At 67.3% G+C, this 13,580-nt stretch carries 13 protein-coding genes; 7 read left to right on the forward strand and 6 right to left on the reverse strand.

Annotated features, from left to right (window positions below; translation table 11 throughout):
- Window positions 1–26 precede the first annotated feature (26 nt).
- Together ML342_RS09000 and ML342_RS09005 are read left to right on the forward strand one after the other, a co-directional pair.
- A complete protein-coding gene (locus tag ML342_RS09000; RefSeq protein WP_240126718.1) occupies window positions 27–2,045 on the forward strand; it encodes an NADPH-dependent 2,4-dienoyl-CoA reductase in 2,019 nt (672 codons plus the stop codon).
- Window positions 2,046–2,341: 296 nt separating this feature from the next.
- Window positions 2,342–2,800 (forward strand): cell wall hydrolase, encoded by a 459-nt coding sequence (locus tag ML342_RS09005; protein ID WP_240126719.1) that lies wholly within the window; start codon window positions 2,342–2,344, stop codon window positions 2,798–2,800.
- Window positions 2,801–2,978: 178 nt separating this feature from the next.
- On the opposite strand, the gene ML342_RS09010 is transcribed toward ML342_RS09005, so the two are convergent.
- The 5 genes from ML342_RS09010 to ML342_RS09030 all read right to left on the reverse strand — a co-directional run bounded on the left by ML342_RS09010 (window position 2,979) and on the right by ML342_RS09030 (window position 7,860).
- Window positions 2,979–3,413, reverse strand: coding sequence for a potassium channel family protein (locus ML342_RS09010; protein ID WP_240126720.1), 435 nt, complete (start codon window positions 3,411–3,413; stop codon window positions 2,979–2,981).
- Between the two features lie 47 nt (window positions 3,414–3,460).
- Entirely contained in the window at window positions 3,461–4,612 is a 1,152-nt protein-coding gene (prpC, locus tag ML342_RS09015) for a bifunctional 2-methylcitrate synthase/citrate synthase (protein WP_240126721.1), read from the reverse strand.
- A 34-nt stretch (window positions 4,613–4,646) separates the two neighbouring features.
- Window positions 4,647–5,528, reverse strand: coding sequence for a methylisocitrate lyase (prpB, locus tag ML342_RS09020; protein WP_240126722.1), 882 nt, complete (start codon window positions 5,526–5,528; stop codon window positions 4,647–4,649).
- Window positions 5,529–5,652: 124 nt separating this feature from the next.
- On the reverse strand, window positions 5,653–6,636 hold the full coding sequence (locus ML342_RS09025; RefSeq protein ID WP_240126723.1) for a malate dehydrogenase: 984 nt from the start codon (window positions 6,634–6,636) through the stop codon (window positions 5,653–5,655).
- Window positions 6,637–6,681: 45 nt separating this feature from the next.
- Window positions 6,682–7,860: a pyridoxal phosphate-dependent aminotransferase gene (locus tag ML342_RS09030; RefSeq protein ID WP_240126724.1), complete on the reverse strand. Its 1,179-nt coding sequence runs from the start codon at window positions 7,858–7,860 to the stop codon at window positions 6,682–6,684.
- A 157-nt stretch (window positions 7,861–8,017) separates the two neighbouring features.
- Here ML342_RS09030 and ML342_RS09035 point away from each other — a divergent pair, with 157 nt between their 5' ends.
- From ML342_RS09035 to ML342_RS09045, 3 genes are all read left to right on the forward strand, one after another.
- On the forward strand, window positions 8,018–8,779 hold the full coding sequence (locus ML342_RS09035; RefSeq protein WP_240126725.1) for a hypothetical protein: 762 nt from the start codon (window positions 8,018–8,020) through the stop codon (window positions 8,777–8,779).
- A 188-nt stretch (window positions 8,780–8,967) separates the two neighbouring features.
- Window positions 8,968–9,957 (forward strand): M48 family metalloprotease, encoded by a 990-nt coding sequence (locus ML342_RS09040; RefSeq protein WP_240126726.1) that lies wholly within the window; start codon window positions 8,968–8,970, stop codon window positions 9,955–9,957.
- Window positions 9,954–10,532, forward strand: coding sequence for a hypothetical protein (locus tag ML342_RS09045; protein ID WP_240126727.1), 579 nt, complete (start codon window positions 9,954–9,956; stop codon window positions 10,530–10,532). Before ML342_RS09040 ends, ML342_RS09045 begins: the two co-directional genes overlap by 4 nt.
- Window positions 10,533–10,550: 18 nt before the next feature.
- Here the strand turns inward: ML342_RS09045 and ML342_RS09050 are convergent, their stop codons facing one another.
- Window positions 10,551–11,045 (reverse strand): peptidylprolyl isomerase, encoded by a 495-nt coding sequence (locus ML342_RS09050; protein WP_240126728.1) that lies wholly within the window; start codon window positions 11,043–11,045, stop codon window positions 10,551–10,553.
- Between the two features lie 120 nt (window positions 11,046–11,165).
- Between ML342_RS09050 and typA the strand changes: the two genes are divergently transcribed.
- Both typA and ML342_RS09060 read left to right on the forward strand, forming a co-directional pair.
- On the forward strand, window positions 11,166–13,013 hold the full coding sequence (typA, locus tag ML342_RS09055) for a translational GTPase TypA (RefSeq protein ID WP_240126729.1): 1,848 nt from the start codon (window positions 11,166–11,168) through the stop codon (window positions 13,011–13,013).
- A gap of 63 nt (window positions 13,014–13,076) precedes the next feature.
- Window positions 13,077–13,550 carry a DUF2127 domain-containing protein gene (locus ML342_RS09060; RefSeq protein WP_240126730.1) on the forward strand — a complete coding sequence of 158 codons (474 nt, stop codon included), beginning with the start codon at window positions 13,077–13,079 and terminating at the stop codon, window positions 13,548–13,550.
- The last annotated feature ends 30 nt before the right edge of the window (window positions 13,551–13,580 follow it).

Genomic DNA, 13,580 nt, shown 5'->3' on the forward strand with positions numbered 1-13,580 from the left:
TCCATACGCAGAGGTATGCTTTGCCGATGACGCCTACCTACCCGCATCTGCTCTCGCCACTCGATCTTGGCTTCACCACCCTGCGCAACCGGGTGCTGATGGGCTCCATGCATACGGGCCTGGAAGATCGCGCCGCCGATTTCCCGAAACTCGCGGCCTATTTCGCCGAACGCGCGGCCGGCGGGGTCGGGCTGATGGTTACCGGCGGCTTCTCGCCCAACCTGCGCGGCTGGCTCAAACCGCTTGCCGGGCGCATGAGCCTGCCCTGGCATGTGCGCCGACACCGCCAGGTCACCGCAGCAGCGCACGCGCACGGCGCCAAGATCTGCCTGCAGCTGCTGCACGCCGGCCGCTACGCCTACCACCCGCTGTCGGTGGCACCGAGCGCGCTGAAAGCGCCGATCAACCCGTTCACCCCGAGCGCGCTGAGCGCGCGCGGGATCGAGCGCACTCTGCGTGATTTCGCCACCGCCGCCCGGCTGGCGCGCGAGGCCGGCTATGACGGCGTGGAGATCATGGGCTCAGAAGGCTACCTGCTCAACGAGTTCACCGTACCGCGCACCAATCACCGCAATGATGCCTGGGGTGGGGACGTGCATCGGCGCATGCGCTTTGCGGTCGAGACCGTGGAGCGCGTGCGCGAGGCCTGTGGGCCCGACTTCATCCTGATCTACCGCCTCTCGCTGCTGGATTTGGTCGAGGATGGCAACGCCTGGGATGCCATCGTCGCGCAGGCGCGCGCCGTGGAAGCTGCCGGCGCGACCCTCATCAACAGCGGCATCGGCTGGCACGAGGCGCGGATCCCGACCATCGCCACCTCCGTGCCGCGCGCGGCGTTCGCCGGCATCACCGCGCGCCTGAAACCGCACGTCACGCTGCCAGTGGTGGCCAGCAATCGCATCAACATGCCGGACGTGGCCGAGCGCGTACTGGCCTCCGGGCAGGCGGACCTGGTGTCGATGGCACGCCCGCTGCTGGCTGACCCGCAGTGGGTAGAGAAGGCCAGGACCGGCCGCGCGCATGCCATCAATACCTGCATCGCCTGCAACCAGGCTTGTCTGGATCATGTGTTCGAGAACAAGCGCGCCAGCTGCCTGGTGAACCCGCGCGCCTGCGCCGAGACTGAGCTCAACTACACACCCGCGCGCGTACGCAAATCGGTGGCCATCGTCGGCGCCGGGCCTGCCGGCCTAGCCTGCGCATGCGTTGCGGCCGAGCGCGGACATCGGGTCGTGCTGTTCGATGCCGCCGCGGAGATCGGCGGGCAGTTCAACCTGGCCAAGCGGATTCCGGGCAAGGAAGAGTTCCACGAAACCCTGCGCTACTTCCGCCATCGCATCCAGGAGTGCGGGGTGGAGCTGCGCCTTGCCACGCATGTGCAGCCTCAGGACCTGGCCGGATTCGACGAAATCGTCATCGCTACCGGCGTCACCCCACGCGCGGTCGCGATTCCAGGCGCCGACCACCCCAAGGCGGTCGGCTATCTGGACGTGCTGGAAGGTCGAGTGACGGTGGGCACCTCGGCCGCGATCATCGGCGCCGGCGGAATCGGGTTCGACGTGGCCGAGTTCCTGGTCGAGGCCGGGCACTCGCCCAGCCTCGACCTGGCGCGCTGGATGCAGGAATGGGGCGTAGACCCGAATGTCGCCACGCCCGGCGGCCTGACCCGTCCGCAACCGGCCGCGCCCGCACGGCGGCTGTGGCTACTGCAGCGATCCCCAGGCAAGCCCGGCGCGCGGCTGGGCAAGACCACCGGCTGGATCCACCGCGCCACGCTCAAGGCCAAGGGGGTCACCATGCTGGGCGGCGTGGAGTATCTGGGGATCGACGATGCCGGCTTGCGAATCCGCGTGGATGGCGCCGAGCAAACGCTGGCGGTGGATCACGTGGTGATCTGCGCCGGGCAGGAACCGCGTCGCGAGCTGTTCGACGCGCTGCAGGCGCAAGGGCGTCGTGCGCACCTGATCGGCGGAGCCAAGCTGGCGGCCGAACTGGACGCCAAGCGTGCGATCGCCGAAGGCAGCCGGCTTGCCGCCGAGCTCTGAAGAGCGCATCACGCATCCAGTGAACTGAACGAAGTCAAGACGGACGGGAAGTCCATTCAGCCAACGTTTTGGAACAACCGCCTACCTTGCGCCGACTTTTGGCCTGAACGGACGCTTCCCTGCGTCTCGATCAGGTGAACCGGCACGCCGCCCGCCGCTCCTCACAGAGGCGGGCCGCGCGCCCGGGCAAAGGCCGCCGCAGAGCAGCCGCCCTCCCCAGTACGCCATGACGCAGACGCGCGGCATCCGCTTCACCGATGCCACGCCTCGCGCCGCAACGGAGCAAGGAGTACGACATGAAACTGGCGTGGATCCTCTGGCTGGCGCACGTATTGCCCCAGCCCGCCGCAGATTCGCTCTGCCTGTCCACCACCGTCTACCTGGAAGCGCGCGACCAGTCCGCGCTGGGCCAGCAGGCCGTCGCCGAGGTCGCCCTGCGCCGCCGCGACAGCGGCCTGTGGGGCAACAGCCTGTGCCAGGTGGTGACCGCGCGCAAGCAGTTCGCGCCCACACTGCTGTCACCGCAGACCCGGCTGTCCAACATCCGGGCCTGGACCGAGGCGGTCAGCGTGGCGCTGGATTCCGAGCGCAACTGGGCCCTGCCGCGCGACCAGCGCAAACTGGTGGTACCGGGCGCCAGCCACTTCGCGGCACATGCCATCGCCTCTCCGGTCTGGAGCAATGCAACGGCAGTGGCCACGATCGGCGACCACACCTTCTACAAGGTGCTACCCCTGAAACCTCGCCGCAGCTGAGCCGGCGGCGCGCCTTGATTAGGGAAGGTCTGAACCACGCCCTCCAGGCGTTGTCGGCCCACGCCGAGTCCAGTACCGGCCCGGACTTGGCTCACACGCATCGCTCACTTGCGTGATTGATGCGTGGCCGGCCCGCCGTGGCCGGGGGCCCTCTGAGTTGATCAGAGGTTACCTAGACTCACTCAGCACCGCCGCGGTCCTGCCACAGGCGCGCCATTTCCAGATAGGTGAAGCTGGCCGACCAGGCAATCAGCATCAGTCCGGCGATCGCCTCCGTCCCGGCCACGACCCGCAGCGGGCCGTCCGGCGAAACGTCGCCGAAGCTGACCGTACTGTAGGTCATGGCCGACAAGTAAATCCCGTCGAACAGGGAAATGTCGTCCACGCCGCGCGCCAGGCCGATTCCGGGCAGTTGGTCCAGGCCCCAGTACGCGGCCCCGTAGCAGACGATTTCCAGGACGTGCAGTCCCAGCAGGGCAAAGATGATCACCAGCATCGCCGAGCGGTGGCGCGGGTGGCGGCGGCCGCCGTAGCGGTGCGCCAGACCTTCCAGGCCGCGGTAGTGGATCAGCACCACCGCCCCGGTGACCAACAGCGTCGCCAGGGCGGCCAACGCATATCCGCCCAGGCCTTGCATTGGCGCCGCCGCGATCACCGCGCTCAGCGCTGGTCGATCGGCACGAAGGCGCGGTCCTCTGGCCCGATGTAGTTGGCCGAGGGCCGAATGATCTTGCCGTCGATGCGCTGCTCGATCACATGCGCGCTCCAGCCGCTGGTACGCGCGATCACGAACAAGGGCGTGAACATCGCGGTCGGCACGCCCATCATGTGGTAGCTGACCGCGCTGAACCAGTCGAGATTGGGGAACATCTTCTTGATGTCCCACATCACCGATTCCAATCGCTCGGCGATGGCGTACATCTTCATGTTGCCCTGCTCGGCCGAAAGCCGGCGCGCGACTTCCTTGATCACCTTGTTGCGCGGATCGGACACGGTATAGACCGGATGCCCGAAGCCGATGATGACCTCCTTGTTTTCGACCCGGCGGCGAATGTCGGCCTCGGCCTCGTCGGGAGTTTCGTAGCGCTTCTGCACCTCGAACGCGACCTCGTTGGCGCCGCCATGCTTGGGCCCGCGCAACGCACCGATCGCGCCGGCGATGCAGGAATACATGTCGCTGCCGGTGCCGGCGATCACGCGCGCGGTGAAGGTGCTGGCATTGAACTCGTGTTCGGCATACAAAATCAGGCTGGTATGCATCGCGCGCACCCAGGAGGCCGGCGGCGGCGTGCCGTGCAGCAGGTGCAGGAAGTGCCCGCCGATGGAATCGTCATCGGTCTCGACGTCGATCACGCGCCCGTTGTGGCTGTAGTGATACCAATACAGCAGCATCGAACCGAGCGAGGCCATCAGCTTATCGGCAATGTCGCGTGCGCCGGGGTGGTTGTGGTCGTCCTTCTCCGGCTGCACGCAGCCGAGCGCCGATACGCCTGTGCGCATCACGTCCATGGGGTGCGCCGACGGCGGCAGCTCTTCCAGCACGGCCTTGACCGCGGCCGGAATACCGCGCAGCGCTTTCAGCTTGGCCTTGTATGCGGCAAGTTCGACGCGGTTCGGCAAGGTGCCATGCACCAGCAGGTGCGCGATTTCCTCGAACTCGCACACATCGGCCATGTCCAGGATGTCGTAGCCGCGGTAGTGCAGATCATTGCCACTGCGACCGACGGTGCACAGCGCCGTGTTGCCAGCGACGGTGCCCGACAGGGCGACGGACTTCTTCGGCTTGAAACCGGCAGCGGTGCTCTCGCTCATCGTGATGCTCCTGTGAAATCGAAAAACCGGGGATTTACTTCTTCGCCGCGAACAGCGCATCCAGCCGCTGCTCGAAGGCGTGATAGCCGATGCGCTCGTAGAGCTCTTCACGGGTCTGCATGGCGTCGATCACATTGCGCTGATGACCGTCACGGCGAATCGCCTCATACACCCGTTCGGCCGCCTTGTTGGCGGCGCGGAAGGCAGACAGCGGGAACAGCTGGATTGCAACGCCAACGCTGGCGAGTTCCTCCCGCGTGAACAGCGGGGTCTTGCCGAACTCGGTGATGTTGGCGAGCACCGGCACCTTCACCGCATCGACGAACCGGCGGTAGGTCGGAAGGTCATAGGCCGCCTCCGCGAAAATGCCATCGGCGCCCGCCTCCACGCAGGCGATGGCGCGCTCGATCGCCGCCTCCACGCCCTCCACCGCGATCGCATCGGTGCGCGCGATCAGGAAAAACGCGGGGTCGGTCTTGGCATCGGCCGCCGCCTTGACGCGATCGACCATTTCCTGGAGCGGGACGATCTCCTTGCCGGGCCGATGCCCACAGCGCTTGGCCCCGACCTGGTCCTCGATATGGCACGCCGCAGCGCCGGCCTTGATCAGGCTCTTGATGGTGCGCGCGATGTTGAAGGCGCTGGGGCCGAAGCCGGTGTCGATATCCACCAGCAGCGGCAGGTCGCAGACGTCGGTGATCCGGCGGGTATCCACCAGCACGTCTTCCAGCGTGTTGATGCCAAGGTCGGGCAAGCCGAGCGACCCTGCGGCCACTCCACCGCCAGACAGGTAGATGGCGCGATACCCGGCGCGCTGGGCCAGAAGCGCGTGATTGGCATTGATGGCGCCGATCACCTGCAGCGGCGATTCGGCGGCGAGTGCGGCGCGAAAGCGCGCCCCGGCTGTTTGCGACATGCGCCTCTCCTTGCAGAAAGCGTGATTTTACCGCGCCTGACCCGGAAGCCTGGAAACAACCTCGCAGCATGCAAACGCCGGGCAGGGCCCGGCGCTCGCAGCCACGTCATGATGGCTTTCTGGTTCAGAGCAGATGGGCAACGCCCGCGCGCTCCTCTTCCAGCTCGGCCAGGGTCTTGTCCATGCGCTCACGGCTGAAATCGTCGATCGGCAGATCGCGCACGCGGCTGTACTCGCCATCCGCGCAGGTGACCGGCACGCCGTAGATGATGCCCTCCGGGATGCCATAGCTGCCGTCCGAGGGCACGCCCATGGTGACCCACTTGCCGTTGGTGCCCAGCGCCCAGTCACGCATGTGGTCGATCGCGGCATTCGCCGCCGAGGCGGCGGAGGACAGCCCGCGCGCCTCGATGATGGCGGCGCCGCGCTTGCCGACGGTCGGAATGAACACATTCGCGTTCCAGTCGGGGTCGTTGATCTTGTCCTTGAGCGATACACCGCCGGCGGTGGCGAAGCGATAGTCCGGATACATGGTCGGGCTGTGATTGCCCCACACCACGAGCTTTTCGATGTCGGCCACCGGCACGTTCGCCTTGGCCGCGAGCTGGCTGAGCGCGCGGTTGTGGTCCAGGCGCAGCATCGCGGTGAAGTTCTTCGCCGGCAGGTCGGGCGCGGACTTCATGGCGATGTAGGCATTGGTATTGGCCGGGTTGCCCACCACCAGCACCTTGACGTTGCGACTGGCCACCGCATTCAGCGCTTTGCCCTGCTCGATGAAGATCCTGGCGTTTTCCAGCAGCAGGTCCTTGCGCTCCATGCCCGGCCCGCGCGGACGCGCACCGACCAGCAGGGCGTAATCGGCGTCCTTGAATGCAACCATCGGGTCGGAGGTGCCCACCATCCCCGCCAGCAGCGGGAAGGCGCAGTCTTCCAGCTCCATCATCACGCCCTTGAGCGCGGCCTGTGCTTTCTCCAGCGGCAGCTCCAGCATCTGCAGGATGACCGGCTGGTCCTTGCCCAGCATCTCACCCGAGGCGATGCGAAACAGCAGGGCATAACCGATCTGACCTGCGGCGCCAGTGACGGCAACTCGAACGGGGGCTTTCATGGACATCTCCGTGGTGCAGTGAAAGTGGAAAGGGTGAACGCCGACTCATTGCAGCTCGGCGAAGAACTCCTGGATGCGCGCAAGACCCGGCGCCAGCTGCGGCGTCGGGCAGGTATAGCTGATGCGCATGGCGTTTGGCTCGCCGAACGCCGAGCCCGGCACGCAGGCCACACCCTTGGCATCGAGCAGCGCGTTGCAGAAATCGACGTCGTTTTCGATCTTCACCCCGGCATGCGACTTGCCGAACGCGCAGCGGATATCCGGGAACACGTAGAACGCGCCCTGCGGCCGCGGGCAAACCACGCCCGGGATCGCCGCCAACGCCGCCATCACCTGGTCGCGCTTGGCCTGGAACTCCGCGCACTTGGCCGCCGGCACGTCCTGTGGGCCGGTCAGCGCGGCGATCGCGGCTGCGGTGGTGATCTCCGGCAGGTTGGTGATGTGGTTGGAGTTGAGCGTGGTGACGGCCTTGGCCACCGCTTCCGGGCCGGCCATGAAGCCCACTCGCCAGCCGGGCATGCCGTAGGTCTTGGACAGCGAGTCGATGAAGATCGTGCGCTCGCGCAGCTCCGGGCGGACCTGCATGAAGTTCACGTACTCCAGTCCGTCGAACAGCATCCGGTTGTAGATGTCGTCGGTGATGATCCAGGTGTCGGGATACTTCACCAGCACGTCGGCCAGCGCCGTGATCTCGGCGCGGGTGTACACCATGCCGGTCGGGTTGGACGGGTTGTTGAACAGGAACACCTTGGGCTTGGCCGCCAGCGCCGCCTCCAGCTGCGCCGGGGTGACCTTGTAATCCTGCGACGCCGGACACTCCAGCAGCTGCACCTGCGCGTTCACGATCTCCGCGATGTCCATGTAGCTGGTCCAGTACGGGGTCGGGAACACGATGGTGTCGCCCTCGTCCAGCAGCGCCTCGGCCAGGTTGTAGATGACGTGCTTGGCGCCGATGCCGGTGCTGCAGTTGGCGCGCGTGTAGCCGGTCAGTCCCAGCGCGTCCATGTGCGCGATGAACGCATCCAGCAGCGCGTCGCTACCGCGGTTGCTGCCGTACTGCCCGCTGTCCTTGGCCAGTGCCTCGCGCGCAGCGGCATACACGTGCTCGCCGGGGAGGAAGTTGGGGACGCCGATCGAGAAGCTGATGATGTCGCGGCCTTCGGCCTTCAGGCGCTTGGCCTTCTCGGCGACCTGCATGATGACACTGGGCTTGGCGCGGCTCATGCGCCGGGCGAATCGAGGCATCGTGGGGAACCTCACGGACGTTGAATAGGGGCGGCTGGACGTGGAGACGAGCCGCCATTAGCCTGCAAAATCGTAGCACAGGGGGCCCACCGAGCCGGCAGCCCGTCCATGGGTTCAGCCTTGCGAGGAATTGCGTATGTCGCGCCTGATACGCCACTACCTGTCCATCCTGCTGATCTGCGTCTGCCTGCTGGCAGGCACCGCGCCGGCCCAGGCGCAACAGCATCCGGCCGTGGCCACCGACGCCCAAGGGCGACCGATCCGGATCCACGGGAGCATCGCGATCATCGAACCCGATATCGAGCTCAGCCTGATCACCGCCGGCGGCCTGCAGGAGCCGCGCAAGGAGTGGTCCGATACGGCGCGCCGCCTCTACCCGCAGGCCGCCCATGCCCACCTGATCCAGGCCGGCGCTGTCCTGGCGCCGGATTTCTCCCTCCCCGATACCCTGGATCCCACCTCACATCTTGCGCAGCTGCTGCGGCTGCATGCCGCCGTGGCGCGCAGCATTGCGCTGTATTCCGCGCCCGGCAGCGTGCTGGCCACCAAGAAGGATCCGGCAACCGGCCGCCCGCGCATGGACTGGACCCTCGGTCCCGGCGTCAGTGAACTGCAGCAGGCCACCGGTGCCGACTATGCCCTGTTCACCTATGTGCGCGACTCTTACACGAGCGGCGGCCGGGCTGCGCTGCGCACGCTGGCCTTGCTGGCCGGCATCGCCATGGGCAGCCCGATCGACATCGGCGGCGGCATGCAAATCGGCGTGGCCACCCTGGTGGATCTGCACACCGGGCGGGTGGTCTGGTTCAACCTGATCGCCAAGGGCAGCGGCGACCTGCGCAACGACGCCGGCGCGCGCGCCACGGTCGCGGCCCTGCTGCGGGACCTGCCGCTATGAGCCGGCGACTGCAGCGCCGCTGGCTCCCCTGGTGGATGGCGATGGCCCTGGCATGGCCCATCGCCGGCGTGGCGTCGGGCGCTTCCATCACTCCGCTCCGCCCCGGCGAGACGCCGGCACCCGGAAGCCTGGAAGCCGAACTGTGGTACGGCGTGGAACGCTCCGAACGGGAGCTTCGGAACGCACCCGTGGTCGTCCGCGACCCGGCGCTGAACCGCTATGTCCGCGACGTGGCGTGCCGGGTCGTTGGCGAGTATTGCCGCGATCTGCGCGTGTATATCGTGGATGCGCCCTATTTCAACGCGTCCATGGCGCCGAACGGCGCGCTGGTGGTGTTCACCGGCGCGCTCTTGCGCATGCAGGACGAAAGCGAGCTGGCGCTGGTGCTGGGACACGAGTTCGCCCATTACCGGCAACGCCACAGCCTGCAGCTGTGGACACGCGCGCGGAAAACCTCCGCGTTTTCGTCCACCTTCACGGTCATGACCGGCTTCGGGCTGGCCGGCGACGCCGTCCAACTGCTGAGCGCCGCCAGCCTGTCCGGGTTCTCGCGCGACATGGAACGCGAGGCCGATCGGCTGGGCTTTGCCCGCATGGCCGCGCTGCACTACGACCCGCAAGCGGGGGTTCGGGTATGGACGCGCATGCTGCGCGAGGAGCAGGCCGACCACCATCGCCGCGGCAGTCCCGTGTTCGCCAGCCATCCGCGCACCGCCGAGCGTCTGCAGGACATCACCGCCGCCGCTGCGGCCACACCGGTCGCCGACCCGATCCGCCATCAGGCCGAATACCGCGATGCTGTGCGCCCGTTTCTCTCGGCCTGGCTGGACGCCGAGCTCTCCAAGCGCACCTATGACGCCTCGATCCAAGTGATCAGCGATCGCCGCGCTGGCGCGCGTGAGGACGAAGCCGGCGTCCTCGCCTATGCGCTGGGCGAAGCCTTTCGGCGCCGCAACCAACCCGGCGATGCGGCCACTGCAGCCACCCTCTTTGCCGAAGCCATTACCCATGCCGGAGCGCCGGCCGCCGCTTGGCGCGCGCACGGCTATGCGCTGCGCGCGCAGGGGCAGCCACGGGCCGCCGCTGCCGCGCTGCGCGAATACCTGGCGCGCGCCCCCGAGGCCGACGACCGCGCCTTCATCGAACAAGACATCCACGCTCTGGAAACCACGCCGTGAATCGCGCCCGCCCGCTGCTCGTATCTCTGCTCGTGCTCCTGCTGGCTGCCTGCAGCGGCGGTCAGCGCCTGCAACGGGCCGGGGATACCACCGCCCTCGATCTGCAACTGACCAGCGCCCTGGACTGGACCCGCATCCGTCAGCCGCGCTCCGAACTTTGGACCATCGACGGCCCGGATCTCAATCTGCTGCGCATCTACAGCCGGATCCGCCCCGGCGAACATGTTTTTCAGCGGGCGCGGCGGCGCGCATCGCAACCGGACGGGCCGTGGTTCCGGCCCGACATGCGCGCGGACGAACTGCGCGATCTGGTGCTGGACGGCCTGCGCGAAGAGGGCGCAGCACAGATCGACTCCGACCGCCTACGGCCGCACCGGTTCGGCGACGTCCCCGGGCTGCGCTTCGATTTCGCCATGAGCAGCCCGGCAGGATTGCGCTACCGCGGGACCGCCGCTGCCGCCGTGCGCGCCGGCCAGCTCACCGTCGTGCTCTGGTACGCGCCGGCCGAGTACTACTACGGCCGCGACATCGACGCCGTGAACCGGATGCTGGACGGCCTGCGCTTCACGCCTTGAGCACCCGGCATCGCGCACTCATGGCGACAGGATCTTGTTCCACTCGGCCACGCGCTCGGCCTTGGCGGCCAGCGCCGCCTCGGCATCGCCCTCGATCGTCACCGACTGGATGACATCGCCCTGACGCACCGCATCCACCACGTCCATTCCGGACACCACCTTGCCGAATACGGTGTGCCTGCCGTCCAGCCATGGGCATGCGACGTGGGTGATGAAGAACTGGCTGCCGTTGGTGTTGGGGCCGGCGTTGGCCATCGACAGCACTCCACGCTCATGGCGCAGGCCATTGCCGGTCTCGTCCTCGAAGCGATAGCCGGGACCGCCGCGGCCGCTGCCTTCCGGGCAGCCGCCCTGGATCATGAAATCGGCGATCACGCGGTGGAAGTTCAGCCCGTCGTAGAAACCATGCCTGGCCAGATTGACGAAGTTGGCCACGGTCAGCGGCGCCTCGGCAGCGGCCAGCTCCACGCGGATCGTGCCGCGGTCGGTATTGAAATTGGCGATCAGGCTCATTGCTGTTCATCTCCGGGGCCCGGACGGGCGCATGAACCCGATATAATAGCCGGCTTCCCTACTCCCACCGCGCGCGCCGCCAGCCGATCGACCGCCGGTGCGGCCTCCACGAGTCCCTCCATGTCCGTCGAACGCCTCCGCAATATCGCCATCGTCGCCCACGTCGACCATGGCAAGACCACCCTCGTCGATCAGCTGCTGAAGCAGTCCGGCACCCTGAGCGAGCGCGCGGTCGTCCCGGAGCGGGTGATGGACAGCAACGACCTGGAGAAGGAGCGCGGCATCACCATCCTTTCCAAGAACACCGCGATCCGCTGGACCAACCCCAAAACCGGCGAGCAATGGCGCATCAACATCGTCGATACCCCCGGCCACGCCGACTTCGGCGGCGAGGTCGAGCGCGTGCTGTCGATGGTGGACTCGGTGCTAATCCTGGTGGACGCGATGGACGGGCCGATGCCGCAGACCCGCTTCGTCACCCAGAAAGCCTTCGCGATGGGCTTCAAGCCGATCGTGGTCATCAACAAGGTGGACCGCCCAGGCGCCCGCCCGAGCTGGGTGCTGGACCAGACCTTCGACCTGTTCGATCGCCTCGGCGCGACCGCCGAGCAGCTCGATTTCCCGGTGGTCTATGCCAGCGGCCTGCAGGGCTACGCCGGGCTCGACGAGAGCGTGCGGGAGGGCGACATGACGGCGCTGTTCGAGGCGATCTGCACGCACGTGCCGGCGCCCCCGGTGGACCCGGACGGCCCGTTCCAGATGCGCGTCACCTCGCTGGATTACAACAGTTACGTCGGGGTGATCGGCATCGGCCGCATCCAGCGCGGAAAGCTCCGGCCGAACCAGGCGGTGACGGTGATCGCCGCCGACGGCAGCCGCCGCAGCGCCAAGGTGCTGCAGGTGCTGGGCTTCATGGGACTGGAACGGGTGGAAGTCAGCGAGGCGCAGGCCGGCGACATCATCGCCTTCAGCGGCATCGAGGGCATCGGCATCTCCGACACCCTGTGCGATCCGGCCGCGGTCGAACAGCTGCCGGTGCTGGCGGTGGACGAACCCACCATCAGCATGACCTTTCAGGTCAACGACTCGCCATTCGCCGGCCACAAGGAGCGCAGCGGCGGCAAGTTCCTGACCAGCCGCCAGCTGCGTGATCGGTTGCTGCGCGAGACTCAGCACAACGTCGCGCTGAAAGTCGAAGACACCGCCGATGCCGACAAGTTCAAGGTCAGCGGGCGCGGCGAGCTGCACCTGTCGATCCTGATCGAAACCATGCGCCGCGAAGGCTACGAGCTGGCGGTGTCGCGCCCGGAAGTCATCATCAAGGAAATCGATGGCGAGCTGCGCGAACCGTACGAGTCGCTGGTAGTGGATCTGGAAGAGCAGTATCAGGGAGGCGTGATGGCCCGCCTCGGCGAACGCAAGGCGCAGCTGCGCAACATGGAGCCGGACGGCAAAGGCCGCGTGCGCCTGGATTACATCATCCCGGCGCGCGGGCTGATCGGCTTCCAGACCGAGTTTCGCACGCTGACTGCTGGCACCGGCCTGCTGTTCCACGTGTTCGACCACTACGGCCCGAAGGCCGAGGGCCGCATCGGCCAGCGCCAGAACGGGGTGTTGATCTCAAACGACACCGGCACGTCCACCGCATATGCGCAGTTCGCGCTGCAGGAACGCGGGCGCCTGCTGATCGCGCCCGGTGAAGAAATCTACGAAGGCCAGATCATCGGCATTCACAGCAAGGACAACGACCTCACCGTCAACGCGCTGCGCGCCAAGCAGCTCACCAACTTCCGCGCCGCCGGCAAAGACGACAACCTGCTGCTGACGCCGCCGCTCAAAATGTCGCTGGAGCAGGCGCTGGAGTTCATCGACGACGACGAGCTGGTGGAAGTCACGCCCAGGCAGATCCGCCTGCGCAAGAAGCTGCGCAGCGAGACCGACCGCAAGCGCGCCAGCCGCGCGGGCTGATCTTCCGCGCCGCACGTCGCGTCCGTCTCTGCGACAATCGCGCCACGCGCCAGAGAGGACGGCATGAGCCATAGCTCGCACTACAACCCGGATCCGCACGCGCATCCGGGCCTGCACGCGATCGCCGTGTTCGAGGCGTTCAAAGGCCTGCTGGCGCTGGCCTCGGCCAGCGGCCTGGCCTTGCTGGGGCCGGAGCCGATCCGCCGTTTCATCCTCGAGCTCACCTGGCGGCTGCACCTGCACCCCGAGCGCGGCCCGATCGCGCATTTTCTGGATGCGATCAGCCGCAGTACCGTGCACCTGACCGCGCTGATCCTGCTCGGCTATGCCGCGGTCCGCTTCGTCGAGGCCTGGGGGCTGTGGAAGGTGCGCGCCTGGGCCTCGTGGCTGGGCGTGGTATCGGCGGCGCTGTACCTGCCGCTGGACGTCGGCGCGATCTTCCGCCACCCGGGCTGGCTGTCGGTGGCGGTCCTGGTCATCAACCTGGTCGTGGTGTACGCACTCACGCGCGACCTGCTGCGCCGGCGCCGGCACTGACCGCCCGCGCTTGCCCGCGGGCGCTGCCTG

The sequence above is a fragment of the Thermomonas alba genome, from assembly GCF_022419205.1.
GTDB lineage: Bacteria > Pseudomonadota > Gammaproteobacteria > Xanthomonadales > Xanthomonadaceae > Thermomonas > Thermomonas alba.

Bases quoted from the DNA above. Each gene is read 5' to 3' on its own strand.
- ML342_RS09025 (WP_240126723.1), bottom strand. From the start codon at position 6,636: ATGAAAGCCCCCGTTCGAGTTGCCGTCACTGGCGCCGCAGGTCAGATC.
- ML342_RS09000 (WP_240126718.1), top strand. From the start codon at position 27: ATGACGCCTACCTACCCGCATCTGCTCTCGCCACTCGATCTTGGCTTC.
- ML342_RS09060 (WP_240126730.1), top strand. From the start codon at position 13,077: ATGAGCCATAGCTCGCACTACAACCCGGATCCGCACGCGCATCCGGGC.
- ML342_RS09030 (WP_240126724.1), bottom strand. From the start codon at position 7,860: ATGAGCCGCGCCAAGCCCAGTGTCATCATGCAGGTCGCCGAGAAGGCC.
- ML342_RS09005 (WP_240126719.1), top strand. From the start codon at position 2,342: ATGAAACTGGCGTGGATCCTCTGGCTGGCGCACGTATTGCCCCAGCCC.
- prpB (WP_240126722.1), bottom strand. From the start codon at position 5,528: ATGTCGCAAACAGCCGGGGCGCGCTTTCGCGCCGCACTCGCCGCCGAA.
- typA (WP_240126729.1), top strand. From the start codon at position 11,166: ATGTCCGTCGAACGCCTCCGCAATATCGCCATCGTCGCCCACGTCGAC.
- prpC (WP_240126721.1), bottom strand. From the start codon at position 4,612: ATGAGCGAGAGCACCGCTGCCGGTTTCAAGCCGAAGAAGTCCGTCGCC.
- ML342_RS09035 (WP_240126725.1), top strand. From the start codon at position 8,018: ATGTCGCGCCTGATACGCCACTACCTGTCCATCCTGCTGATCTGCGTC.
- ML342_RS09050 (WP_240126728.1), bottom strand. From the start codon at position 11,045: ATGAGCCTGATCGCCAATTTCAATACCGACCGCGGCACGATCCGCGTG.